This is a genomic window from Ruegeria sp. P8 (assembly GCF_056534665.1).
This window is the reverse complement of the sequence record NZ_JBQERC010000001.1, coordinates 230,479-254,840: the sequence shown is the minus strand read 5'-3', so window position 1 is coordinate 254,840 and position 24,362 is coordinate 230,479. Positions and strand designations below refer to the sequence as shown.

The 24,362-nt window shown below is 57.0% G+C and carries 21 protein-coding genes and 1 tRNA gene; 17 read left to right on the top strand and 5 right to left on the bottom strand.

Going from position 1 to position 24,362, the window contains the following annotated elements; genetic code table 11:
- The first annotated feature begins 3 nt into the window (after window positions 1-3).
- From ACR0BZ_RS01250 to ACR0BZ_RS01195, 12 genes are all read left to right on the top strand, one after another.
- Window positions 4-1,194 (top strand): toxic anion resistance protein, encoded by a 1,191-nt coding sequence (locus tag ACR0BZ_RS01250; protein WP_480582816.1) that lies wholly within the window; start codon window positions 4-6, stop codon window positions 1,192-1,194.
- 49 nt (window positions 1,195-1,243) lie between these two features.
- Window positions 1,244-2,164, top strand: a complete 921-nt coding sequence (locus ACR0BZ_RS01245) for a DUF2927 domain-containing protein (protein WP_480506381.1) — start codon at window positions 1,244-1,246, stop codon at window positions 2,162-2,164.
- 22 nt (window positions 2,165-2,186) lie between these two features.
- On the top strand, window positions 2,187-3,332 hold the full coding sequence (locus ACR0BZ_RS01240; RefSeq protein WP_480919243.1) for an SPFH domain-containing protein: 1,146 nt from the start codon (window positions 2,187-2,189) through the stop codon (window positions 3,330-3,332).
- A 47-nt stretch (window positions 3,333-3,379) separates the two neighbouring features.
- Complete coding sequence (locus ACR0BZ_RS01235) at window positions 3,380-4,483, top strand: TFIIB-type zinc finger domain-containing protein (protein WP_480486414.1); 1,104 nt, start codon at window positions 3,380-3,382, stop codon at window positions 4,481-4,483.
- 65 nt (window positions 4,484-4,548) lie between these two features.
- Window positions 4,549-5,217, top strand: coding sequence for a nitroreductase (locus ACR0BZ_RS01230; RefSeq protein WP_480919242.1), 669 nt, complete (start codon window positions 4,549-4,551; stop codon window positions 5,215-5,217).
- 42 nt (window positions 5,218-5,259) lie between these two features.
- On the top strand, window positions 5,260-5,697 hold the full coding sequence (gene dtd, locus ACR0BZ_RS01225) for a D-aminoacyl-tRNA deacylase (protein WP_480919241.1): 438 nt from the start codon (window positions 5,260-5,262) through the stop codon (window positions 5,695-5,697).
- Complete coding sequence (locus tag ACR0BZ_RS01220; RefSeq protein WP_480919240.1) at window positions 5,697-6,800, top strand: glycerate kinase type-2 family protein; 1,104 nt, start codon at window positions 5,697-5,699, stop codon at window positions 6,798-6,800. Before dtd ends, ACR0BZ_RS01220 begins: the two co-directional genes overlap by 1 nt.
- Window positions 6,801-7,034: 234 nt before the next feature.
- Window positions 7,035-8,618, top strand: a complete 1,584-nt coding sequence (locus tag ACR0BZ_RS01215; protein ID WP_267364865.1) for an ABC transporter substrate-binding protein — start codon at window positions 7,035-7,037, stop codon at window positions 8,616-8,618.
- A gap of 15 nt (window positions 8,619-8,633) precedes the next feature.
- Window positions 8,634-9,590: an ABC transporter permease gene (locus ACR0BZ_RS01210; RefSeq protein WP_209504642.1), complete on the top strand. Its 957-nt coding sequence runs from the start codon at window positions 8,634-8,636 to the stop codon at window positions 9,588-9,590.
- The gene (locus ACR0BZ_RS01205; protein ID WP_480919457.1) at window positions 9,590-10,405 is read left to right on the top strand and encodes an ABC transporter permease; all 816 of its coding nucleotides are present in this window, start codon (window positions 9,590-9,592) and stop codon (window positions 10,403-10,405) included. The genes ACR0BZ_RS01210 and ACR0BZ_RS01205 overlap by 1 nt, the downstream gene beginning before the upstream one ends.
- Window positions 10,402-12,039 carry an ABC transporter ATP-binding protein gene (locus tag ACR0BZ_RS01200; RefSeq protein WP_480506186.1) on the top strand — a complete coding sequence of 546 codons (1,638 nt, stop codon included), beginning with the start codon at window positions 10,402-10,404 and terminating at the stop codon, window positions 12,037-12,039. Before ACR0BZ_RS01205 ends, ACR0BZ_RS01200 begins: the two co-directional genes overlap by 4 nt.
- A gap of 156 nt (window positions 12,040-12,195) precedes the next feature.
- The gene (locus tag ACR0BZ_RS01195) at window positions 12,196-13,032 is read left to right on the top strand and encodes an alkaline phosphatase family protein (RefSeq protein ID WP_267364868.1); all 837 of its coding nucleotides are present in this window, start codon (window positions 12,196-12,198) and stop codon (window positions 13,030-13,032) included.
- Window positions 13,033-13,042: 10 nt separating this feature from the next.
- Here ACR0BZ_RS01195 and ACR0BZ_RS01190 read toward each other — a convergent pair whose 3' ends face one another.
- From ACR0BZ_RS01190 to ACR0BZ_RS01170, 5 genes are all read right to left on the bottom strand, one after another.
- Window positions 13,043-13,966 carry an alpha/beta hydrolase gene (locus tag ACR0BZ_RS01190; protein ID WP_480919239.1) on the bottom strand — a complete coding sequence of 308 codons (924 nt, stop codon included), beginning with the start codon at window positions 13,964-13,966 and terminating at the stop codon, window positions 13,043-13,045.
- Between the two features lie 12 nt (window positions 13,967-13,978).
- Window positions 13,979-15,868 carry an acyl-CoA synthetase gene (locus ACR0BZ_RS01185; protein WP_480545786.1) on the bottom strand — a complete coding sequence of 630 codons (1,890 nt, stop codon included), beginning with the start codon at window positions 15,866-15,868 and terminating at the stop codon, window positions 13,979-13,981.
- 159 nt (window positions 15,869-16,027) lie between these two features.
- Window positions 16,028-17,848: an ABC transporter transmembrane domain-containing protein gene (locus ACR0BZ_RS01180; protein ID WP_267364874.1), complete on the bottom strand. Its 1,821-nt coding sequence runs from the start codon at window positions 17,846-17,848 to the stop codon at window positions 16,028-16,030.
- Between the two features lie 127 nt (window positions 17,849-17,975).
- Window positions 17,976-18,049, bottom strand: a tRNA-Gly gene (locus tag ACR0BZ_RS01175).
- Between the two features lie 103 nt (window positions 18,050-18,152).
- A complete protein-coding gene (locus ACR0BZ_RS01170; protein ID WP_267364875.1) occupies window positions 18,153-19,025 on the bottom strand; it encodes a MurR/RpiR family transcriptional regulator in 873 nt (290 codons plus the stop codon).
- Window positions 19,026-19,152: 127 nt separating this feature from the next.
- On the opposite strand from ACR0BZ_RS01170, the gene ACR0BZ_RS01165 reads away from it, so the two are divergent.
- From ACR0BZ_RS01165 to ACR0BZ_RS01145, 5 genes are read left to right on the top strand one after another with little or no spacing between them, the layout of a single operon-like run.
- Window positions 19,153-19,914 carry an N-formylglutamate amidohydrolase gene (locus tag ACR0BZ_RS01165; protein WP_480919238.1) on the top strand — a complete coding sequence of 254 codons (762 nt, stop codon included), beginning with the start codon at window positions 19,153-19,155 and terminating at the stop codon, window positions 19,912-19,914.
- A gap of 16 nt (window positions 19,915-19,930) precedes the next feature.
- Complete coding sequence (locus ACR0BZ_RS01160) at window positions 19,931-20,452, top strand: TRAP transporter small permease subunit (protein ID WP_480475706.1); 522 nt, start codon at window positions 19,931-19,933, stop codon at window positions 20,450-20,452.
- On the top strand, window positions 20,452-21,777 hold the full coding sequence (locus ACR0BZ_RS01155) for a TRAP transporter large permease (protein ID WP_267367377.1): 1,326 nt from the start codon (window positions 20,452-20,454) through the stop codon (window positions 21,775-21,777). Before ACR0BZ_RS01160 ends, ACR0BZ_RS01155 begins: the two co-directional genes overlap by 1 nt.
- Before the next feature lie 57 nt (window positions 21,778-21,834).
- Window positions 21,835-22,872 carry a TRAP transporter substrate-binding protein gene (locus ACR0BZ_RS01150; protein WP_209504652.1) on the top strand — a complete coding sequence of 346 codons (1,038 nt, stop codon included), beginning with the start codon at window positions 21,835-21,837 and terminating at the stop codon, window positions 22,870-22,872.
- A gap of 57 nt (window positions 22,873-22,929) precedes the next feature.
- A complete protein-coding gene (locus tag ACR0BZ_RS01145) occupies window positions 22,930-24,291 on the top strand; it encodes a glutamine synthetase family protein (protein ID WP_267364712.1) in 1,362 nt (453 codons plus the stop codon).
- Window positions 24,292-24,362: the final 71 nt, after the last annotated feature.

The window sequence follows — 24,362 nt, the reverse complement described above, 5'->3', positions numbered from 1 at the left end:
CCCATGTCCGATGAGATCAAGAACAAGGCGGCTCAGGCCGAAACACTGGTGCAGGAAGTCACCGCAGTTGCCCTGCCCGAACCAAAGGCCGAGGTTATCTCGCTTGAAGAAGCCGATGAACCCGTGAGTGCCGAGATCCGCAAGCGCATGGACGAGATTGACATGGGCAACACCAACTCGATTGTTGCTTTCGGGTCTTCCGCTCAGGCCGAATTGCAGGAAATCAGTCAGGCCATGCTTGCGGATGTGCGCAACAAGGATGTTGGCCCGGCAGGAGACAGCCTGCGCAATATCGTGACCACGATCCGCGGATTTTCGGTCAGTGAGCTGGACGTGCGCCGCGAGCGCAGCTGGTGGGAAAGGCTGCTGGGCAGAGCCGCACCATTTGCGAAATTTACCGCTCAGTTTGAAGAAGTTCAGGAGCAGATCGACCGCATAACCGACGATCTTCTGGGACATGAACATACACTGCTCAAGGACATCAAATCGCTGGACCTGCTGTACGAGAAAACTCTGGGTTTTTACGATGAACTGGCGCTGTATATCGCGGCGGGTGAAGAAAAGCTGACCGAGTTGGACAGCCATGACATCCCCGAAAGGGAAGCCGCCGTTCAGGCCGCGCCAGAAGAAGAACAGGTGATGAAAGCGCAGGAACTGCGTGACATGCGCGCCGCGCGTGACGATCTGGAGCGCCGCGTGCACGATCTGAAACTGACGCGTCAGGTCACGATGCAGTCGCTGCCGTCGATCCGGCTGGTGCAGGAGAACGACAAGTCGCTGGTCACAAAGATCAACTCGACGCTGGTGAACACCGTGCCGCTGTGGGAAACGCAACTGGCACAGGCCGTCACCATTCAGCGCAGCGCCGAAGCTGCCGCCGCGGTGCGCGACGCCAACGATTTGACCAACGAGCTTTTGACTTCGAATGCTGCCAATCTGCGCCAGTCGAACAAGATGATCCGCGAGGAAATGGAACGCGGCGTGTTCGATATCGAAGCTGTCAAAAAGGCCAACGCAGACCTGATCGGCACCATCAACGAAAGCCTGGCCATTGCGGATGAAGGAAAAGCCAAACGTGCTGCCGCTGAGGCCGAGTTGCAGAAGATGGAGGCGGAACTGCGCGACACTCTGGCATCCGCCAAGGCGCGACGAGACGGGACCGGCGACAACGCCGGAACCGCTGTCCCCGGCTGAGGCTGAACTGGGCGTGCGGGATATTACATATCTGAAAAAGGCGCTGGGGATGGCGGCGTTTTTGGCTTTGGCCAATTGCGATGAAACACTGACATCCTCGATTGCGCCGCAAGCGCGCCCGGCGCCTGTTTCTGTTGCGGCGAATGCCTATGTACCGCCCTCTGCCGCAAGTCAGGATCTGGCGCGGTTTTACCAGCGTGTCGAACGCGACCTCTTGGTGCGGGGGTTATTGCGGACAGACGGGGGCGGGCCCGATACGCCCTATGACGCCCAGGATCTGGCGCGAAATTTCGAAGCGATTGCGTTCTACAGCGAATATCCGACCCAAAACGTTTCCATCGGGTCGCGCCAGACAGACGGGCAGCTCAGCCGTTGGTCGGGGCCGGTGCGCATCCAGACTGAGTTTGGGCCTTCCGTGCTGCCTGCTGTACGGGAACAGGATGCGGAACGGGTTCAGTCCTTTGCCTCGCGCCTGGCGAGGCTGACGGATCATCCGATTTCCGTGGTCTCCCGAAACGCAAATTTCCACGTCTTCTTCGCGGGCAAGGACGACAGCACCTATGTGGTGTCACGACTGAAACAGCTGATCCCGAATATCAGTCAGGCTTCGCTTGATCTGGTCGCAAATCCGAGATCGAATTTCGATTGTTTTGTTTTTGCCTCGGCGACAACGGCGTCTCCGTATAAATATGTACGCGCCGTTGCGTTGATCCGGGCCGAGTTGACTGATCTGGTCCGTCGCAGTTGTATCCACGAAGAAATCGCACAGGGGCTGGGATTGTCTAACGACAGCCCGGCAGCGCGCCCATCGATCTTCAATGATGATGACGAGTTTGCCCTGCTGACGAGCCATGACGAAAAACTACTGACAATGCTTTATGACAAGCGGCTTGAGCCCGGCGTGACAGTCGATCAGGCCCGCCCCATCGTGCATGTCATTGCCCGGGAATTGATGGGGCAGCCGCTCTGACCCCAAGGACAGGAGAACCCAAATGGGAATATTCGATTTTCTGACCGGAGAATTCATTGACGTCATCCATTGGGTTGACGACACTCGCGACACCATGGTCTGGCGGTTCGAGCGTGAAGGCCATGAAATCAAATACGGTGCCAAGCTGACGGTGCGCGAAGGTCAGGCGGCTGTATTTGTGCACGAAGGGCAATTGGCAGATGTGTTCACGCCAGGTCTCTATATGCTTGAGACCAACAACATGCCGATCCTGACCACATTACAGCACTGGGATCATGGCTTTCAGTCGCCGTTCAAGTCCGAGATCTACTTCGTCAATACGACCCGGTTCAACGACCTGAAATGGGGGACCAAGAACCCAATCATGCTGCGCGACCCCGAGTTTGGTCCGACCCGCATTCGCGCCTATGGCACCTATACCGTTCGGGTCAAAGACCCGGCTAGGTTCCTTGTGGAAATCGTTGGAACTGACGGCGAATTCACCATGAGCGAGATCAGCTTTCAGGTGCGCAACATCATCGTGCAGGAGTTCAGCCGCGTTATTTCGGGGTCAGGTATTCCTGTATTGGACATGGCGGCGAACACGGCCGATCTGGGCAAATTGATAGCGGCTGAAGTTTCCCCGGTGTTGGAAGGCTATGGGCTGGAGATGCCGGAATTCTACATCGAGAATATTTCGCTTCCTCCGGCGGTCGAGGCCGCATTGGACAAGCGGACCTCGATGGGATTGGCCGGAGATCTGGGCAAATTCACACAGTATTCCGCAGCAGAGGCAATGACGGCTGCGGCCAGCAACCCCAGCCAAGGCGGTGGCATGGGCGCAGGTCTTGGCATGGGAATGGGCATGGCGATGGCACAGCAGATGTCAAACATGGCAGCGGGCCAGCCAAACGGCCCGTGGGGATCGCCCGCCCCCGCTGCCCCAAGACCGGCAACTCATACGGCCCCGCCGCCGCCACCGGTCGAGCATGTTTGGCATATCGCCGTGGATGGGCAGACCAGCGGCCCATATTCCAAAGCCAGGATGGGCCGAATGGCCAGCGAGGGCGATCTGACCCGCGACACTTATGTCTGGACCGCGGGCCAGGACGGCTGGAAAAAGGCCGGTGACGTGCAGGAACTGGCGCAACTGTTCACCATTCTGCCGCCACCGCCGCCGGGGGCCTGACCGAAGCGCGAGACTCCTCCATCTGACCTGACACTATTGGGTAACGTATGACACACGCCCCTGACCTTGCAGAGCACCGCTTCCCCTGCCAGCAATGCGGCGCGGATTACCGGTTCAGTCCTAGCAATGGTACGCTAACATGTGATCATTGTGGTTATTCCGAACCTATCGGATCGGGTCCGTGGCAAGGTGCCAGCCTGCGCGAACTGGATTTTGACGCGGCCATTGCGGACCGTCTGCCTGACAGCGAGCTTGAACAGACGCGCGTTCTGTCCTGCCCGAACTGCGCAGCGCAGGTTGAATTCGACCCCAACACGCACGCTGCGGAATGCCCGTTCTGTGCCACGCCGGTGGTAACCGACACCGGCGTGAACCGGCATATCAAGCCGAAGGGCGTTCTGCCTTTTGCCTTCGACGAGCGCGAGGCGCATAAGGCGATGAGCGATTGGTTGGGGCGGTTATGGTTCGCGCCCAACGGGTTGAAGGACTATGCCCGCAAGGGCCGCAAGATGCAGGGCATTTATGTGCCGTACTGGACCTTTGATGCCGACACCAAATCCGCCTACCGTGGTGAGCGCGGCGTGATCTATTATGAAACCCACACTGTGATGCGGGATGGTAAACGGGTTCAGCAACAAGTACCAAAGGTGCGCTGGTCGCCCAAATCGGGTCGTGTTGCGCGTTTTTTTGACGATGTCCTGGTGCTGGCTTCGCAGTCGTTGCCCAAGGCTTACACTGACGCGTTGCAGCCTTGGGATCTGCCGGCACTTGAACCTTACCAGCCAGAATACCTCGCCGGGTTTCGCGCCGAAGCGTATACGGTCGAATTGAAAGATGGCTACAGCGAGGCCCGCGCGCATATGGCGCGCGTGATCGAACGGGATGTTCGTTTCGATATTGGGGGCGACAAGCAGCGTATCCACACGGTAGACACCGAGGTACGAGACGTCACGTTCAAGCATATTCTGCTACCGATCTGGCTGGCGGCATACAAATATCGCGGGCAAACCTATCGATTTGTGGTGAACGGCCGAACCGGGCGGGTTCAGGGGGAACGCCCCTGGTCAGCCATCAAGATCACGATTGCCGTTATTCTGGGCCTGCTCGTAGCCGGGGTTGTCGGGTATCTGGCAGCCAACGGGCAGCAATAGCGGTCTCTTGTACATCTGGCGTGGCATGATCATCCTAAGTGTCGAGACGTAGAAACGAGGCGCCCGTGTCATTTGCAGAACTGAATAACCTTCTGAAAAATCGCCATTCCTGCCGGGCCTTCCTGCCCGACCCTGTACCAAACGAGCAGATCGAACAAATCGTGGCCAGCGCGGCCCGGGTCCCAAGTTGGTGTAACGCGCAGCCGTGGCAATTGGTAATCACAAGCGGCGCAGAGACCGACAGGTTTCGTGCTGCGATGCAAAACGAAGCTGAAACAGGCGTACCGGCCCCCGATCTTCCGTTTCCCGCGTCATACACCGGCGTCTATCAAGACCGCCGCCGCGCGTGCGGTTGGGCGCTCTATGAAGCCGTCGGTGTGGAACGCGGGGACCGGGCAGGATCGGCCCAACAATTGATGCGCAATTTCGCTCTGTTCGATGCACCGCATTGCGCCATCGTCTCAAGCCCGGCGGAACTTGGACCATATGGCGCAATGGATTGCGGAGGGTTTGTTACGGCTTTCTCGCTGGCAGCGCAGGCGTTGGGCGTGGCAACCATTCCTCAGGCCGCATTAGCTGCGTATGGCCCGTTCCTGCACAGATATTTTCAGATCCCGAAAGACCGTCTGATCCTGTGCGCGATTTCCTTTGGGTATTCAGACAGAAAGCATCCCGCAAATAACTTTCGCACAGATCGTGCCGCGCTGGGTGACTTTGTCGACTGGCGCGGCTAAACCATCGCTCAGGCAAGATAATCGCCAAGGGGGGGGAACCGCGTGCGCGCATTGCTGCAAAGAGTTTCGCAAGCCAAAGTATCGGTCGATGGCAATGTCATTGGCGCATCCGGTCCGGGGCTTTTGATTCTTGTCTGCGCCATGCAGGGGGACGATGAAGCCCAGGCTGAAAAACTGGCCCGGAAAACCGCCAGACTCAGGATTTTCAAGGACGATGCGGGCAAGATGAACCGCTCGCTTCTGGATGTAAAAGGGTCAGCCTTGGTGATCAGCCAGTTTACATTGGCGGCAGATACAACAAGCGGTAACAGGCCGGGGTTTTCAACTGCAGCACCGCCCGAACTTGGCGCGCATCTGTATAATACCTTCGCAAACTACCTTGCTGCGCAAGGTGTAGCGGTGGAAACTGGACAATTCGGGGCCGACATGGCCGTTGAACTTGTCAACGACGGACCGGTCACAATCTGGGTGGAGACTTGATGGATACTGAAAAGCAAGCCGTTCAACTTTGGCGCGCCGGGGTTGAGGCCGTTGATGGATACACCGCCACCGAAGCTGCTCTGCACGACATCCCGAATCCGGATCGTATTCTGGCCGTAGGCAAGCCCGCCGCCGCCATGACACGGGCGGCCTTGGCGCGGTTCGGCACGGTTCCCACGCTTGTTGTGACCAAGGACGATCACGGCCGTGACTTGCCGGACACTGTCGAGGTGATCGAAGCCTCGCACCCGGTTCCGGACAACCGCAGCCTTGCGGGCGGGCGTGCTCTGCGTAAGGCGCTGGAACAGATGGACCCCGGATCACATGTGCTGCTTCTGGTGTCGGGTGGCGCATCCTCGTTGGCCGAAGACCTTTTGCCCGGAAAATCACTGAGCGATCTCGAAGCATTGAACCGCAAGTTGCTTTCAGAGGGGATGGACATCGGTGCGATGAACGCTGAGCGGCGCAAACTGTCCCGCATCAAAGGCGGGGGGTTACTGTCGCACTTTGCGGGCGCGCGCGCGACCGTTCTGGCCATCTCGGACGTACCGGGCGACGACCTCAATGTCATTGGATCGGGTATCGGCGCTTTGCCTTCCAGCCACACATTTGGAGCCACCACGCGGATCGTGGCCTCGAACGCCCATGCCCGCAATGCGGTTGTGCAAGCCGCCGAAGCAGCTGGGCTAAAGGTTTGGGCCAATGAAGAGGCGCTGCATGATGACTATCTGAAGGTCGCCGCACACCTTGGCCAACTGCTGCGCGGAATGGAAAAAGGCGTGATGGTCTTCGGTGGGGAACCGACTGTGGTCTTGCCGGATCACCCTGGGCGCGGTGGACGAAACCAAGCGCTGGCACTTGCGCTGGCGCAGGAGATTGCCGGGCAGCCAAACCTGACAGTTGTTGTCGGCGGAACGGACGGCACAGACGGACCGACCAATGCGGCAGGGGGAATCATTACCGGTGCAACATGGAACGACAGCGGGATGACCGCGCTTATAAATGCTGACAGCGGGTCGTTTCTGGACAAAGCCCAAGCCTTGCTGACAACCGGGCCAACTGGCACCAATGTCATGGACTTGGTTGTCGCAATACGTGGATGAACTGACGCATATCACACCACCCCAGACCGTAAAGGCCCGGAAACTGGCCTGAAACAGAACTGTATCATAATATTCTTGTGGAAAGGGCATCGCGCCAAACAAAGTTACTTGCGCTTCGGCCTTCGGCATCAAGGAGAAATATCCTTGCCCGGTCCGCCGAAATAAGTCAACGTTGACTCATGCGTCAACAAAAACCCGAAAAGGGTTAAAACCACTCGATAGGGAGAATACTCGATGAACGAACAAATCACGCATATGGCCGGTCAGGTCACAGCCGGAAAAATGACCCGCCGCGAATTCATGGGGAAAGCCGCGGCGCTGGGTGTTTCGGCTGCGATGGCCAGCACAATGTTCGCAGACGCCGCTCGGGCTGCTGGCCCGAAAAAGGGTGGTGACCTGAAGCTGGGTCTGTTTGGCGGTGAATCCACAAACTCACTGGACCCGGCAACCTATGCCAGCTCGGTCCCATATATGAACGGCCGTCACTTTGGCGACACGCTGGTTGAGGTCGCGCCCGATGGCTCGATCGAGCCTCGTCTGGCGGAAAGCGTCGAAGGCAGCGCAGATGCCAAGGTTTGGACTTTCAAGTTGCGTCAGGGTGTCGAATTCCACAACGGCAAGACCTTGACCAGCGAAGACGTGCTGAAAACCATGCAGCGTCACTCGAACGAGGACTCCAAGTCTGGTGCTCTGGGCGTCATGAAGGGCATCGAGTCCATGAAGGCAGATGGCGACACTTTCCAAGTGACGCTGGTCGAGGCGAACGCAGACCTGCCCTATCTGATGTCGGATTACCACCTGGTCATTCAGCCTGATGGTGGCATCGACAATCCCGCAGCGGGTATCAGTACTGGCCCCTATCAGCTTGAGGTCGATGAACCTGGGATCCGCCACGTGTTCACCAAGTTTGCGAACTATTGGAACGATGACGCGCATTTCGACAGTGTCGAAAACGTGGTGATCAACGACGCAACCGCCCGGACAGCCGCGCTGCAAGGTGGTCAGGTCCATCTTGCGAACCGGATCGAGCCCAAAGTTGCCGACCTGCTGGGTCGCGCACCCAATATCACCGTGAACTCAACTCCGGGTCGTGGCCATTATGTGTTCATCATGCATTGCGACACCGCGCCATTCGACAGCAACGAACTGCGTTTGGCTTTGAAATATGCCATCAACCGGCAAGAACTGGTGGACAAGGTTCTGCGCGGCTATGGATCGGTCGGGAATGACATGCCGGTAAACGCGGCCTACCCGTTGTTCGACGCCTCCATCGCCCAGCGCGAGTTCAGCGTTGAAAAAGCGGCCGAGCACTACAAAAACTCGGGCCACGACGGATCGCCGATCATCCTTCGAGTTGCAGACGGGGCCTTCCCTGGCGCAGTAGACGCTGCGGCACTGTTCCAACAGACGGCCGCTCAGGCTGGCATCCCACTGGAAATCAAGCGCGAGCCCAATGACGGATACTGGTCCGAGGTCTGGAACGTGCAACCCTTCTGCGCCTCGTATTGGGGTGGCCGTCCGGTGCAGGACCAGATGTATGCAACCGCATACCTGTCAACCGCAGACTGGAACGACACACGCTTCAAAGTTCAAGCCTTTGATGACATGCTTTTCGCGGCCCGTGCCGAGTTGGACACGGAGAAACGAAAAGGTATTTACAGTCAGATGGGCCAAATGGTCCGCGATGAAGGTGGCCTGATCTGCCCGATGTTCAACAACTTCGTCGATGCATCCAGCAATGTTTTGGCAGGCTGGGAAGAAGATCCCAACGGCGAGATGATGAACGGCCAAGTGTCGCGCAAGTTGTGGTTCGCGTAAAGCAGGCCACGGATCATGCATCCTATCATCAAACTGGTTTCCCAGCGCTTAGCGCTGGGACTCCTATTGCTGTTTGGCGCTTCGGCCCTGATTTTTGGCCTGACCGAAGCCCTTCCCGGAGACGCAGCGCAAGCCGTCCTGGGGCAGTCCGCAACCCCCGAGGCCCTTGCAAACCTGCGCGAAGAAATGGGCCTGAACCGGCCTGCCCTGACCCGCTATTTCGAATGGCTGGGCGGTATCGTTCAAGGTGATTTGGGTCAGTCCCTGACCAACAAGCTGGACATCGCGGAAAGCATTGGCAAACGGTTGGGCAACACGTTGTTTCTGGCATGCGCCGCAGCCGTGGTTTCGGTTCCGCTTGCCATCTTCCTGGGCTTGCTGGCAGTTCGCTACCGCAACCGCTGGCCGGACAAGCTGATCTCTGCCATCACGCTTACGACAGTGTCGATACCAGAGTTTCTGATCGGCTACGTGGTGATCTACTATGTCTCGGTAAAGCTGGGCTGGTTTTCCTCGCTTGCGATGATCAACGACTCGATGTCATTCGGGCAAAAACTCAATGCGATCGCGTTGCCCGCTTTCGTGCTGACGCTGGTGGTCTTGGCGCAGATGATGCGCATGACCCGCGCGGCGATCCTCAACCTGATGCAGTCAGCCTATATCGAAACGGCGGAACTGAAGGGGTTGTCAAACTTTCAGGTCATTGCGCGACACGCCTTTCCGAACGCGATCTCACCCATTGTAAACGTGGTGATGCTGAACCTGGCCTATCTGGTTGTGGGTGTTGTCGTGGTCGAAGTGGTGTTCGTTTATCCCGGCATGGGACAATACCTGGTGGACTCGGTGACCAAGCGTGACGTGCCGGTCGTGCTGGCGTGTGGTGTGGTTTTTGCCGCCGTCTATATCGGGCTGAACATGGTGGCCGACATCGTATCGATCCTGGCCAACCCAAGACTGAGGCATCCGAAATGATGAAGAATATTCCAATTTCGGCGATGATCGGTCTGTTTTTCACAGGTCTCTATTTCTTTGTCGCCTTGGCCGCACCTTTGATTGCACCATACGGTATGGCCGAAGTGGTTGGCGATGTGTGGGAGCAATCAAGCGCAGAACATCTGTTGGGCACAGACAATATCGGTCGGGATCTGCTCACACGCATGATCTACGGCGGGCGCACCACCATCTTCATTGCGGCTGCGGCTACGATCCTCAGCTTTGTAACCGGCACGTCGCTGGGTTTGCTGGCGGCGGTTCTGGGCGGTTGGGCCGATCAGGTTCTCAGCCGGGCGGTTGATCTGGTCATGTCGATCCCGACGCTGATCCTGGCGCTGGTCATTCTGGCCATCGTCCCGGTGACGGTCCCGATCCTGATCCTGGTGATGGGCCTTCTGGACGCGACACGCCCGTATCGTCTGTCGCGATCGGTTGCTGTCGACATCAACGTGATGGATTATGTCGAGGCCGCCAAATTGCGCGGCGAAGGCCGTGCCTGGATCATCTTCCGTGAAATCCTGCCGAACGCCCTGTCACCGCTGGTGGCCGAGTTCGGGCTGCGGTTCATCTTTATGGTCCTCTTCATCTCGACCCTTTCGTTTCTGGGGCTGGGCGTTCAGCCACCGCTGGCCGACTGGGGCGGCATCGTGAAGGAAAACAAGGACGGCATCGTGTATGGCATCGGCGCAGCTTTGTACCCGGCTGTGGCCATCGCGACGCTCGCGATCTCGGTCAACCTTGTTGCTGACTGGGTCCTGAACAGAACCACATCGCTGAAAGGAGGCCGGGGATGAGTGATACCCTTCTCAAGGTCCGTGACCTCAAGATCGGTGCAACCGTTTACCCACCGGGTGAAAAACCCCATGACATCGAAATCGTGCACGGGGTCAGTTTTGACCTCGAACGCGGCAAGGTGCTGGGGCTGATCGGAGAATCCGGTGCCGGTAAGTCCACCATCGGCCTCGCTTCCATGGCCTATGGCCGGGGTGGTGTTGAAATCACCGGCGGCGAGGTTTGGGTAAATGGGCGCGATATCCTGAAATCGTCACATGGCGATATCCGCAACCTGCGCGGGGGTGAGGTTGCGTATGTGTCGCAATCCGCTGCCGCGTCGTTCAACCCGGCCAAGAAGATCATGGATCAGGTTGTCGAAGCTGCGGTCGAGCACAAGAAGTTTTCGCGAAGAGAGGCCGAAGGCCGCGCGCGGGAACTGTTCGCCAAACTAGGCCTACCCGACCCGGATAATATCGGTGACCGCTACCCGCACCAGGTTTCAGGCGGACAGTTGCAGCGATGCATGACTGCGCTGGCGCTGTGCCCCGAACCCGATCTGGTGGTGTTCGATGAACCTACCACGGCGCTGGACGTGACCACGCAGATCGACGTGCTGATGGCGATCAAAGAAGCCATTCGCGATACCGGTGTTGCTGCTCTTTACATCACGCACGACCTTGCGGTCGTGGCGCAGGTCAGCGACGAAATCATGGTTCTGCGGATGGGAAATACGGTTGAATACGGGTCAACCGATCAGATCATCAACAACCCGCAGGAAGAGTACACGCAAGCTCTGGTCTCGGTCCGTTCGATCGAGCACGAAGAAAAACAGCCCACAGCGGAACCACTGTTGAGCGTTGACGGTATCACCGCACGTTACAAGGGGTTGAATTTCGACGTGCTGCACAACGTCAATGTCGAGCTTCATCCGGGGCAGACGCTGGCAGTTGTGGGCGAATCCGGTTCTGGTAAGTCGACACTCGCCCGGGTGATCACCGGCCTGTTGCCGCCGCGCGATGGCGAGATTACGTTTGCCGGACGCAAACTTTCGCCTGATCTTGCCGGACGATCCCGCGAGGACCTGCGCGAGTTGCAGATGATCTATCAGATGGCTGACGTGGCAATGAACCCGCGCCAGACCGTCGGCACGATCATCGGGCGCCCGCTGGAGTTCTACTTCAACATGCGCGGTGCCGAAAAACGCAAACGGGTTGTCGAGTTGCTGGACGAGATCGAGTTGGGCGAGAAGTTCATCGACCGTTACCCAGCCGAGTTGTCCGGTGGCCAGAAGCAACGCGTGTGTATCGCGCGGTCTTTGGCGGCCAAGCCCAAGATGATCATCTGCGACGAGGTGACATCGGCACTCGACCCGCTTGTGGCGGACGGTATCCTCAAGCTGCTGCTGGATTTGCAGAAGATCGAGGATGTGGCCTACCTGTTTATCACCCACGATCTGGCGACGGTTCGGGCGATCAGCGACAGCATTGCGGTGATGTATCAGGGACGCGTGGCGCGCTATGGCCCAAAGAGCCAGGTGCTCAGCCCGCCATTCGACGACTATACAGACCTGCTGCTGAGCTCGGTGCCCGAGATGCATCTGGGTTGGCTGGAAGAGGTCGTTGCCCATCGCAAAATGGAAAGCGCGGGGAACTGATCTCTGCGCCTGTAACATCACTTTGAAGAAATGGATTCCCGGCGTTTTGCATCTTGGCTGACGTCGGGAATTTATTATTTGGGACGCGATTTGACAGGCGCGTGGTTTCAACTCGCGTATCGTCCGCATGAAATACTCAGATCAAAAGGCCGAACCATGGACCGTAAACTACTATTGATCATCCTGGACGGAGTACCATACCGGAATTTCCGCCGCCTGTTCGGTAACCTCGAAGGTTGGGTCGACAGCGGCGAAGCTCGGGTGTGGAAACACCGCGCGGTGCTGCCTTCAACTTCGGCCAGTTGCTATGCATCGATCCATACGGGCGTAACCCCGCAAGAACACGGCTGCACCGGAAACGGCAACGTTTTTCGCCTGAGCCACAAGGATATCTTTAGCCAGGTACGTGAGGCCGGCGGCGTGACAGGGGCAGTAACGCACAGTTTTTGGTCGCAGTTCTTCAACCGTCACCCGTTCGACTATGTCCGCGACGTCGAATATGACGAGCCAGAGAGCCAGACCATCAATCACGGTCGCTTTCACAGCATGACCGGTTACGGCAAAGACAATCAGATGACCCCGTCCGACGTCGATCTATTTGCGACCCTGACCAATCTGTGTCTGCGCTTTGGGTTGGACTATGGCATCCTGCACACCTGCACACTGGACAGCATGGGTCACCGTTTCTATCACGACTGCGAGGAAATGGATCATGCCTGTTTTGTTGCAGACGAGATGCTGGCCCCTTTCATCCCACGCTGGCGCCAACTAGGGTATGAGGTGATCGTCACCGCCGATCACGGTCAGGACGAGCGCGGACACCACGGTGGGCGCAGCCCACTGCAACAGGAAACCGCGCTGTATTACTTCGGTGATGCCGACGGGCCTGACGCTGAAACCGTGATAGATCAGGTCCAATTGGCCCCGACCATTCTGAACCGTTTGGGTGCGCCCCTCGCAGAGACGATGAAGGCTAAGCCGTTCCTGAAGTAACTGGCTGGCGTCAGTCGTAGGGCCAGATTTCTTGCCCAAGCGCTTCGATTGCGATCGAGATCCGTTCGAAACTGTCTGCTGCGCGCTTTACCGAGGTTCGCGCGCGCAGGTACCCATGGACAAGGCCAGGTTCGTTGATCCAATGGGCCAGACCACCAGCTGCACTGATCCGCTCGCAATAGACCTTCCCGTCATCACGGAGCGGATCACAATCAGCGGTAATCACAACAGTAGGCGGCAGTTCCGAGAAATCATTGTCCTGTAAGGGCGCGTAAGTCGGATCGCCCTGAGGCGGGGTACCTGCGTATCGGACGGTTTCGTAGAATTTAATATCGTCCAGTGTCAGTAAAGGAGCATGGGCGTGCTCAAGATATGCGCCGCGCGATTGGTCTCCGCCAAAACCGGGGTAGATCAGCACCTGCCCCAGTATATTGTCCAGCCGCCCGCGCGCATGGTGGGCGATAGCTGCTGCCAGATTTCCTCCCGCACTATCCCCGGCCAGAACAAGCGGGTCGCCATACTCAGCCGCCGCCCATTTCACAGCCGTCCAGCAATCCTGGAACTGCGCCGGATGCACATGTTCAGGGCACAGCCTGTAGTCAACTGAAACGACGCGGTATCCCGTTTGGGCACAGAACTCGGCACAGACATCATCATGGCTGTCCAGCCCGCCAACAACAAAGCCACCACCATGAAAATAGACGACCGTTCTGGTCGGATGTCCGGCGGTATAATGGCGGACCGGCACGCCATCGGCGTACAGGTCCTGGGTTTCGACACCGGCAGGGCGCGGTTGGCGAAACTGCTCGCACATCGTGTCATAGACGCGACGCTGGTCCTCGATGGACAAATCGACCGCATCATCCGGATAGCTTTCGGCCGTGCGGCGTATGAACGCCCAGGTTTCTTCGTCGATCAGGCGTTCATAGTCCATTGTTCCTCCGGCTTATTTGGACCACTCCCAGGGCCGGGTAAATGCGCCCAGGACTTTCGCGACATCGTCTTCCGAAGATCCGTTCGCGTCAAGCTGCGCGACAAGGCCACGCTTTTTATCGTCGATCACCAGAACAACCCGCGCAGCAAGACCCGCAGCGTCAAGAGCACCATTGTAGATGCGGGTGATGGCGTGTTTGCGCAGGTCCGGCTTGAACACCTTGCCGACCGCAGTTTTCGGCAACTCGTCAAGAATGGTTATATGCTTGGGTTGTGCGGCTCGCTCATGCACGTGAACTTTGCAATATTCCAGCAGCTCATTTTCAGTGACCGACGCCCCATCAACCAATTCAACAAAGGCACAGGGCACTTCGCCCGAATGCGCGTCCGGCTGACCGATCGCCCCCGCGAAGGCAACTGCATTGTGACCCAGCAGCGCCTCTTCGATTTCAGCAGGATCGATATTGTGACCACCGCGAATGATCAGGTCCTTGGCGCGACCGGTGATCCAAAGGTAGCCGTCTTCGTCAAACCGCCCCAGATCGCCCGTACGCAGGTATTTGTCAAAGTGATAAAGACCAATGTTCTTGTCGGCCTCAGTATACGTGTTGCCTGCGTACACACCGGGGTTCGAGATGCAGATCTCACCAATCTGATCAGTACCGCACTCTGTCGGCCCATCCGGTCCATCCAGCAGGATTTTGACATCCGTATAGGGGAACGGAATACCGATCGAACCGATCTTTTTCTCGCCATCCACGGGGTTGCATGAGACCAGACAGGTGGCCTCGGTCAGGCCGTAGCCTTCGACGATGGTGACGCCCGTCGCCTCTTCGAAGCGGCGGAACAACTCCACCGGCAGCGGCGCTGAACCCGAAAAGGCGGTTTTCACACTTGAGATATCTGCGTCCACCGGGCGTTGCATCTTGGCTGATATCGCGGTTGGAACAGTGATGATAAAGCTCACTTTCCAGCGCTCGATCAGCTTCCAGAAATTGTCGAACACACCGTCACCGCGATAACCTGCGGGTGTCGGGAAAATTACATGCGCACCTGACGAAACGGCGGCCATCACGATCACATGCACAGCAAAGACGTGGAACATCGGCAGCGGGCACATGATGACGTCATTCTCGTCAAACAACAGCGTGTTGCCCAGCCAGCCGTTGTAGATCAGACCCGAGTATTTATGCTGCGCCACCTTGGGCATCCCGGTGGTCCCACCAGTGTGGAAGAAACAAGCAACGCGATCGTCCTTGCTGTCCTCGAATGTCAGCGTCGTTGGTTGCTTGGCAAGTTCCTTGTTGAAGTTTTTGTAATCCGCATGCGCCAGTTTTTCCTTTTCGCCCATCTTGGGGCGCAGGAAGGGAACCAGCCACGATTTGGGAGGTGTCAGGTACCGGTTCAGGTCAATTTCCAGAATGGTGTTGACCTTGGGCGCGTGGCGCACCGCCTCTTCCACCTTCTGGGCAACATCCGTTTTCGGGAAAGACTTCAATGTAACAACCACTTTGGCGCCTGTCTCACGCAGGATCGCCGCAATCTGCTCGGGCTCCAGCAGCGGATTGATCGGGTTCACAATCCCCGCAACTGCACCGCCCATCATGGTAATCAGTGTTTCGTTACAGTTTGGCAGCACATAGGCCACCACGTCTTTTTCACCGACACCCAGCGAGCGGAACAGGTTTGCTGCCTGATTGACCTTGCCCAGAAGTTCAGACCAGGTCAGGGTTTCGGCTTTGTCATTGGGGCCAGAAAAAAGCTGAAAACTGATGGCATTGTGGTTTGGGAACTTCCCCGCCGTGCGCGACAGGAGCTGATGGAAGGTGACAGGCAGATCCCGATCCTCCCACGACATTTCCTGTTCCATGCGCGTCTTGTCTTCCAATCCCACAAAGGCCATGTGGTTCCTCCCGTTTTTCTCCCGTGTTTTTGCACGAGCTTGTTGTTCGCAACCAAGATGGAAGCAAAACAACCCTCGCGCAAGCGAGGCCTTAGCCTTCAAAGGGGGTAAAATGTAGAATGACGCTACGGCGAATTCACAAATGCCCGCGCGTCACTCCTATTCTGCCGCAACGCCATCTGTGAACTGCAGTCGTGCAAGGCGCGCATATAGCCCATCTTGGGACACCAGATCATCATGGCTGCCCTGCGCCACGATACGGCCTTCTTCCAGCACGACAATACGGTCGGCTTTCTTTACAGTCGCCAATCTGTGCGCGACGATCAGGGTCGTGCGACCGGCACGCATCTGATCCACGGCGCCCTGCACCGCACGTTCACTCTCCGCATCAAGAGCCGAGGTCGCCTCGTCCAGCAGCAGCACGGGTGCGTCGCGTAAAATGGCGCGGGCGATTGCGATACGCTGTTTTTGCCCACCCGACAGCATGACACCGCGTTCGCCGACAAAACTGTCATACCCATCGGGCAAGGCGGCAATGAAATCATGTGCGATGGCGGCACGGGCTGCGGCTTCTACTTCGGCATCCGTTGCGTCCAGACGACCGAAGCGAATGTTTTCGCGGGCTGAGGCGGCAAAGATCACCGGATCCTGAGGCACCAAAGACATAAACTTCCGGAAATCTGTGCGATCCAATTCCCGCAGATCATGGCCATCCAGCATCACTCGGCCCGAATTTGGGTCATAGAACCGTTGAATCAATTGAATGATCGTCGTCTTGCCCGCCCCTGACGGCCCGACAAAGGCAACGGTCTCGCCCGGGTTTACCTGAAGCGACAAGTGATCCAGCGCGATTGTATCGGGGCGCGCGGGATAGCGAAAACTGACATCTTCGAACCGGATTTCGCCTCGGACGTCCTTTGGCAAAGGAGCGGGGTTAACGGGGTCCGAAACCGTATCTTCGGCATTCAGCAATTCGACAAGACGCTCGGTGGCTCCGGCTGCGCGCTGAAGCTCGCTCCAAATCTCGGACAGGGCCGCAACAGAACCCGCCATGATGATCGAGTAGATCACGAATTGAATCAAAACGCCTTCGGTCATCACACCGTTGCGCACGTCATTTGCACCCATCCACAGAACGCCGACGATACCTGAAAATACCAGAAAGATCACAATCACCGTCAGCACTGCACGGGTCTGAATCCGACGCAGTGAAACAGTATAGGACATCTCGGTCATCTCATCGAATTGCTGGCGGCTGGCTTGTTCGTGGGTAAAGGCCTGCACCGTCTGTACCGCCCCCAATGCCTCGCCCGCGTTTCCGGATGACGCCGCAATCCAATCCTGGTTTTCGCGGCTGATCACGCGCAGACGCCGACCCAGAATCAATATCGGCACCACCACCACGGGGATAAGCAGCAAGACAAGCCCGGTCAGCTTGGCCGAGGTCAACAGCATCAGAACCAGCCCGCCGATAAACATCAGCATATTGCGCAGCGCGATGGAAACAGATGAGCCAAGAACCGATTGGATGAGGGTCGTGTCGGTGGTAATCCTGCTCAGCACTTCACCGGTCATAATACGTTCGTAGAATTCGGGGCTCATGCCGATCACGCGATCGAACACAGCCTTGCGGATATCGGCAACCACACGTTCCCCCAACCGTGTGACCAACGCATATCTGATACCGGTTCCCGCAGCCAGAACAGCGGCAATGCCCAACGCTGCCAAAAAGTACCAGTCCAGCAATTCACCGTCCTGAATGCGGAAATTGTCAACCACGCGTCGCACGGCCAATGGCAGGGTCAACGTCATGCTGGCCGTCAGGATCAGAGCCAGTGTCGCCCCGATCATCAATAACCTGTAAGGCTTCATAAAGGGCCAGAGCGACCCCAGCACCCCGATTTTCCTTGAGCGGGCCCGCTCTTCGCTAGCGCCAGGAGCCGCTGATTGTGCTGGTTTATTGGCGGTCTGTCTTGCCATGTCCGGCCCTTGTGAATTGAACGCTACAAAGTGAACGCTTTCTTGGCCTCAGCCGTCGTTCCGGTCAAGCATTCCTGCCAAAAACAGCCAGCCATAAGGGCCATTTGACGCAGAAATCAGTGGGGATTGGAGCGGGTAGACGGAATCGAACCGACATAGCCTGCTTGGAAGGCAGGGGCTTTACCATTAAGCTATACCCGCAAATGGTTTGCGCTGGTTAAGTCATGCGCCGGGGCGCGTCAAGCGGGAAGTGTGAAAATTCGCGCGACCAAAACCGTGATATTTCCCGGTGGATGTACGGCCTTCAATCGTGACTGCGGAATATCCGCGTCGAGGAGAAAAACCGCTCAAGTTCCTCGATGCGTTCCTTGCTTTCTTCCCACCGTGCCTCTTGCACTTCAGCGATCAGGGTCTCCGATATCAGCTGTAGCGCTATTGTTGAATCCCAGCTGGATGGCGCCTCGACCAGTGCGTGAAAGGTGTAATTGGCGGTCTTGCCTATCGGTGATCCCCACTGGTCGGTGAACAGGATAACCGTCACACCGCGGTTGGACGCGACCTGCGCCAGCTTCTCGAGATAGGCCTCGTATCTGCGGATATCAAAAATCACCAGAACCGAGGTTTCATCCATATCAAGCAGGTACTGCGGCCAAACGTTTGCCGAATTGCCCAGCATCGTCACATTGGGTCGAATAATCTGCATGTGATTGAACAGATAGTCCGCATTTGAACGTGTGATACGCCCGCCCACGACGTAAAGATGGCGATCCGTGTTTGCCAGAAGCTGGGCAACGGTGTCGAACATCTCTTTGTCCAGACGTTCCAGCGTGTGGCGCATATTTGTCCAAACGGCCTGCGCAAACCGCGTTGTGGGATGTTCCGCCTCGTCATCCACAACCCAGGCATCCCGTTTCGAGATCGGCTTTTTGATCTGTGCCGCAACCTCTTCTCGCAGGGCATCCTGCAGGGCGGGAAAACCGTCGAAACCCAGCTTGCGTGCCATACGTATGACCGTCGGGGTCGAGACCTGCGCCGCAGCGGCCAGCTTGGTGATCGATTGCAAGCCGGTCATCGGGTAATCCTGCAAAAGTACCGAGGCCAGCTGCCGTTCTGACCGTGTCAGATCGTCAAGCTCTTCCTGGATCCGCTGTTTGACAAGTTTCGCAACGGTGGCCATCGGCACCTTCGTTTCTGAAATTTTCTACAGGATATGTTCGTTTGTAATTTTGTCTACAGTAATTTTCTTGACAGGTCTGAGGTTGCTGTAACAAATGCTACCTATGCACCACGATTCCGAGACATCAATGCTACTACCAACCGAAGCTCCGGCAGCCCGCTTGCAGAACGCCGACGGCCGGGCACAGTGCGTTTTGGTATGCGAACATGCTAGCCGATTCATCCCAGCGTCACTGAATGGATTGGGCCTGACTGAGGACGCCGCATTGTCTCATGCCGCTTGGGATATCGGCGCATTGGCGCTTTCGGTCGAACTGACGAAGGCCTTGGACGCGCCGCTGGTTCATTCCTGCATCAGCCGACTTGTTTACGACTGCAACCGCTCACCTGAACGTGCAGATGCAATGCCGCAGGTAAGCGAAGTATTTTCCATTCCCGGCAACGAAAACCTGACGGACGCTCAACGTGCCCAAAGGATCCGCGAGGTTTATGAGCCGTTCAAACAACTGTTGTCGTCTACTCTGGACGCACGGGACCGGCCGCCTGTCGTTGTCACGATGCACAGCTTCACGCCCGTCTACAACGGAAAAACACGATCAGTCGAACTAGGCATTCTTCATGACGAAGACGACAGGGCGGCCCAACTTATGCTGCGCTGTGCCAAGGGCTCGGGTCTGAAAGCCGCGTTGAACGAACCTTACTCTGCCACGGATGGCGTCACGCATACATTGCAGGAACATGCGATCAGTCGGGGGCTTCCGAATGTCATGGTCGAGGTTCGAAACGATCTCATCGACACTCCAACGGGAGTAGACCGCATTGCCGGGATCCTGACGCCGATCCTGCAAACGGTCATTAATGCGTATTCGCACACAGAGGCGAAACAATGAGAGTTGAGGTAACGAGATGAAGTTCTTGCGGGGCTACGTGGCGGTCATTGACCGAACGAACCGCTGGATCGGGCGCGTCGTCATGTACGGCATATTCGTCATGATGGGTATTCTGTTCTGGTCTTCGGTCTCGAAAACTTTTTTCGTGCCGTCCCTCTGGACGCTCGAGATGGCTCAGTTCGCCATGGTGGCCTACTACATGCTTGGTGGCCCTTATTCGATCCAGATGGGGTCGAACGTGCGAATGGACCTGCTTTATGGTGAATGGTCTCATCGCCGCAAGGCCTGGACGGATGCCTTCACAGTCGTATTCCTGATCATTTATCTGCTCATCTTGCTGTGGGGTGGATGGGACAGCCTGATGTATTCATTCCAATATGGTGGAGAGCGCAGCGCGACGATCTGGCGGCCCTACCTGTGGCCGGTCAAGCTGATCATGGTTATCGGCATCTTCCTGATGTTGCTGCAGGCCGTTTCCGAGTTGTTCAAGGATATCTTACGCCTGTGCGGCGACGATATCCCGCGTGAGGTAATCTGATGTCATACGAGATGATTGCCTTGCTGATGTTCGCATCAATGATGCTTATGATGCTGACCGGCCAGCGCGTCTTTGGTGCAATCGGCTGTGTCGCTGTGGTTTCGGCCTTGTTCCTATGGGGGGATAGGGGCGGCTACGACTTGGGTTTTGCCGCTGCGATCAAAGTCATGAAGTGGTACCCGCTGCTGACACTGCCCATGTTCATTTTCATGGGATACATCCTTTCCGAAAGTCGGATCGCAGATGACCTTTACAAGATGTTCCATGTCTGGATGGGCGGCTTGTCCGGTGGTCTGGCTGTCGGAACCATCGGGCTGATGGTTCTGATCTCGGCAATGAACGGGTTGTCCGTTGCAGGTATGGCAATCGGCGCTACGATCGCCTTGCCGGAATTGCTGCGCCGGAACTATGACAAGCGCATGGTGACCGGCGTCATTCAGGCCGGATCATCCCTTGGGATTCTGGTGCCACCATCCGTTGTTCTGGTTCTTTATGCCATGATCGCGCGGCAACCCGTTGGCCAGCTATGGCTTGCCGGAGTGATACCCGGGCTGATGATGGCTGCCATGTTCATCATCTACATTGTCATCCGTTGCCGCATCAACCCGTCGCTCGGCCCGGTCCTGCCCGCGGAAGACCGCGACATTCCGTTGCGAGAAAAGCTGCTGCTGTTGCAAGCCGGATTGTTACCCTTGGGCATTTTCATGGTGATGATGGTCCCTTTTGTTAACGGCTGGACTTCGTTGGTGGAATCCTCCGCCATCGGAGCCACTACGGCCATGCTGGCTGCCTTTCTAAAAGGACGGCTGACACGCACGGTTTTCGAGAATTCAATTCGGCACACCCTGGGCATCTCGTGTATGTTCATGTGGATCATTCTGGCGGCTCTGGCTTTTGGCGCTGTCTTCGACGGGTTGGGTGCGGTCAAGGCAATCGAAAGCCTGTTTACCGAAAAACTGGGTCTTTCCCCGTGGATGATCCTGGTTCTCATGCAGCTCAGCTTTATCCTGATGGGTACGTTTCTGGACGATACTGCCATGCTGGTTATCGTCGCGCCGCTTTACGTTCCGCTGGTGGGTGCGCTTGGATTTGATCTTATCTGGTACGGCGTGCTTTATACGATCACCACGCAGATCGCATACATGACGCCGCCATTCGGCTATAACCTGTTCCTGATGCGCGCGATGGCCCCCCCGGAGATTTCGCTGCGCGATATCTACAGTTCGATCGTTCCTTTTGTTCTGGTGATGGTCTGCGCCTTGGCCATAATCATCATCTTTCCTGAAATCGCGCTTTGGCTGCCGAATTATGTCTATGGAAATTAAGTCACAAGACCCCGGCAAGGGGCGAAGTTCAGCAAGACTAAACAGAGGAGAAAGACAATGACTACAAGACGCAGATTTCTAAGTTCCGCCGGTCTGGCGGGGGCCGCTACATTGGCCTCTCCTGCGATCGTCAAAGCGCAATCCGCCATCAAGTGGCGGTTCCAGACCTATGCCGGTGGCGCATTGGGCGAACATGTGACCAAGCCAGCCATCGATTACATCAACGCCAATGCCAATGGCGAACTTGAGATCGAACTGTTCTATGCGGACCAGATCGTTCCGACAGGTGAACTGTTCCAGGCCCTGCAACGCGGCACGATTGACGGTGTGCATTCGGACGACGATTCCATGGCTTCGCCTACTCCGCTGCGTCAGTTCGGTGGTTATTTCCCCTTCGCCACCAAGCATATTCTGGACGTTCCGGTGCTGTTCAACCAGTACGGTCTGGCTGATATCTGGCGCTCGGAATATGAGAAGGTTGGCGTGACGTGGCTGTCGGCAGCGGGTCAGGACCCCTGCAACTTCAACACCAAAAAGGAAATCAAGAGCCTTGGCGACCTGGATGGGCTGAAGCTCTATACCTTCCCGACGGCAGGGCGTTTTCTGGCCAAGTTTGGTGTTGTACCAGTCAATATCCCTTACGAAGACGCGGAAGTGGCCGTGCAAACCGGTGAGTTGGACGGAATGGCCTGGTCGGGCATCACTGAAGATTACACTGTTGGCTGGGCCAATGTGACCGACTATTTCCTGACCAACAACATCTCAGGCGCGTGGATCGGGTCCTGGTTTGCAAACCAGGAACGCTGGGCCGAGTTGCCTGACCACCTGAAATCGGTTGTGATGGCAGGTGTCGAAGCAGGCCACACCTATCGTAACCAGTGGTATTGGGGCGGCGAAGCGGCCTTGCGCGCGAATGGCGACAAACTGCAGTTGCGACAGGTTCCGGCGGCAGAATGGAAAGAAGTGGAAAATGCCGCTATCGAATTCTGGGACGAGGTCGCACAGGAAGGTGAAATTCACCAGAAGATCGTTGGCATCTTCCGTGAGTACAACTCGGTCATCAACCAGGCCGGCGCTCCTTACACTTTCGATTGATATCAAAACAGGGGCGCTGTCATTCAGCGCCCCTACTCAACGCATGAGGTTTGTTTCATGACCGCAACTCTGACTTTCGAAACCCTGAAATCGCTTGTCGCAGATGGCGCGATCGACACTGTATTGGTTTGCATGGTTGACATGCAGGGTCGGTTGATGGGCAAGCGTTTTCATGCAGGTCATTTTGTGGCTGGCGCGTGGGAAGAGACCCATTGCTGTAATTACCTGCTGGCCACGGATCTCGAGATGGCGACGCCGGATGGGTATGCCTCGACCAGCTGGGAGCGGGGTTATGGCGACTATGTGATGAAGCCAGACCTGAGCACATTGCGCCCGGTGCCCTGGCTGGAAGGCACCGCGATGGTGATGTGCGATATGCTGGATCACCACACCCATGAGGAAGTGCCACATGCGCCGCGCTCGATCCTGAAAAAGCAGGTGAATCGCCTGAAGGCGATGGGGTATGAGGCGATGTGCGCCACCGAGCTGGAATTCTTCCTGTTCGCGAAAAGCTTTGATGCGATCCGCAAGGAAGGGTTCCGCGATCTGGAGCCGATCTCGGGGTATAACGAAGATTATCACATTCTGCAGACCACCAAGGAAGAGCATGTGATGCGTCCGATCCGGAACCACCTGTGGGATGCGGGTATTCCGGTCGAGAACACCAAAGGTGAAGCCGAGGCCGGACAGGAAGAACTGAATATCAAATACGCGCCTGCGATGGACACGGCAGAGTATCACTCGATCGCCAAGAACGCGGTGAAAGAGATCGCCTGGCAGCAGGGTCATGCGGCGACCTTCCTGCCGAAATGGCATCATGAAAGGGTTGGCAGCTCGTCGCACGTGCATCAGTCGCTTTGGGCGGATGGCAAACCTGCCTTCTATGATGCCGGGGATGAACTGGGCATGTCGGCGCTGATGAAAAGCTATATGGCCGGCCTGCTGAAATACGCCGCTGATTACACGTATTTCATGGCGCCGTACATCAACAGCTACAAGCGGTTCATGAAGGGCACCTTTGCGCCGACGCGGATCATCTGGTCGGTAGACAACCGTACGGCAGGGTACCGCCTGTGCGGGGATGGCACCAAGGCGATACGGGTCGAGTGCCGTATTCCGGGATCGGACATGAACCCTTATCTGGCGATTGCAGGGATGCTGGCGGCCGGGATCGCGGGGATCGAAGAAGGGCTGGAGTTGCAGCCGCCGACCAAAGGCGATGTCTATCAGGGAGAGACGGGAAAGATCCCGGGTACTTTGAAGGATGCACGCAACGCTTTGCACGGATCACAGATGCTGCGCGCGGCCATGGGCGATGACGTTGTCGATCACTATACCCGCGCGGCTGAGGTCGAAATCGAGGAATTCGAACGCGTGGTAACCGATTGGGAAATTGCCCGCGGGTTTGAGCGGGCTTGAGATGGAGGAAGCGAGGGGCCGGCCCCTCGCGCACCCCGGGATATTTATGGCCAGATGAAGCAGGGATCCTG

Bases quoted from the DNA above. Each gene is read 5' to 3' on its own strand.
- ACR0BZ_RS01235 (WP_480486414.1), top strand. From the start codon at position 3,380: ATGACACACGCCCCTGACCTTGCAGAGCACCGCTTCCCCTGCCAGCAA.
- ACR0BZ_RS01145 (WP_267364712.1), top strand. From the start codon at position 22,930: ATGACCGCAACTCTGACTTTCGAAACCCTGAAATCGCTTGTCGCAGAT.
- ACR0BZ_RS01245 (WP_480506381.1), top strand. From the start codon at position 1,244: ATGGCGGCGTTTTTGGCTTTGGCCAATTGCGATGAAACACTGACATCC.
- ACR0BZ_RS01155 (WP_267367377.1), top strand. From the start codon at position 20,452: ATGTCATACGAGATGATTGCCTTGCTGATGTTCGCATCAATGATGCTT.
- ACR0BZ_RS01180 (WP_267364874.1), bottom strand. From the start codon at position 17,848: ATGGCAAGACAGACCGCCAATAAACCAGCACAATCAGCGGCTCCTGGC.
- ACR0BZ_RS01250 (WP_480582816.1), top strand. From the start codon at position 4: ATGTCCGATGAGATCAAGAACAAGGCGGCTCAGGCCGAAACACTGGTG.
- ACR0BZ_RS01195 (WP_267364868.1), top strand. From the start codon at position 12,196: ATGGACCGTAAACTACTATTGATCATCCTGGACGGAGTACCATACCGG.
- ACR0BZ_RS01210 (WP_209504642.1), top strand. From the start codon at position 8,634: ATGCATCCTATCATCAAACTGGTTTCCCAGCGCTTAGCGCTGGGACTC.
- ACR0BZ_RS01215 (WP_267364865.1), top strand. From the start codon at position 7,035: ATGAACGAACAAATCACGCATATGGCCGGTCAGGTCACAGCCGGAAAA.
- ACR0BZ_RS01185 (WP_480545786.1), bottom strand. From the start codon at position 15,868: ATGGCCTTTGTGGGATTGGAAGACAAGACGCGCATGGAACAGGAAATG.
- ACR0BZ_RS01240 (WP_480919243.1), top strand. From the start codon at position 2,187: ATGGGAATATTCGATTTTCTGACCGGAGAATTCATTGACGTCATCCAT.
- ACR0BZ_RS01165 (WP_480919238.1), top strand. From the start codon at position 19,153: ATGCTACTACCAACCGAAGCTCCGGCAGCCCGCTTGCAGAACGCCGAC.
- ACR0BZ_RS01205 (WP_480919457.1), top strand. From the start codon at position 9,590: ATGAAGAATATTCCAATTTCGGCGATGATCGGTCTGTTTTTCACAGGT.
- ACR0BZ_RS01150 (WP_209504652.1), top strand. From the start codon at position 21,835: ATGACTACAAGACGCAGATTTCTAAGTTCCGCCGGTCTGGCGGGGGCC.
- ACR0BZ_RS01160 (WP_480475706.1), top strand. From the start codon at position 19,931: ATGAAGTTCTTGCGGGGCTACGTGGCGGTCATTGACCGAACGAACCGC.
- ACR0BZ_RS01190 (WP_480919239.1), bottom strand. From the start codon at position 13,966: ATGGACTATGAACGCCTGATCGACGAAGAAACCTGGGCGTTCATACGC.
- ACR0BZ_RS01200 (WP_480506186.1), top strand. From the start codon at position 10,402: ATGAGTGATACCCTTCTCAAGGTCCGTGACCTCAAGATCGGTGCAACC.
- ACR0BZ_RS01170 (WP_267364875.1), bottom strand. From the start codon at position 19,025: ATGGCCACCGTTGCGAAACTTGTCAAACAGCGGATCCAGGAAGAGCTT.
- ACR0BZ_RS01220 (WP_480919240.1), top strand. From the start codon at position 5,697: ATGGATACTGAAAAGCAAGCCGTTCAACTTTGGCGCGCCGGGGTTGAG.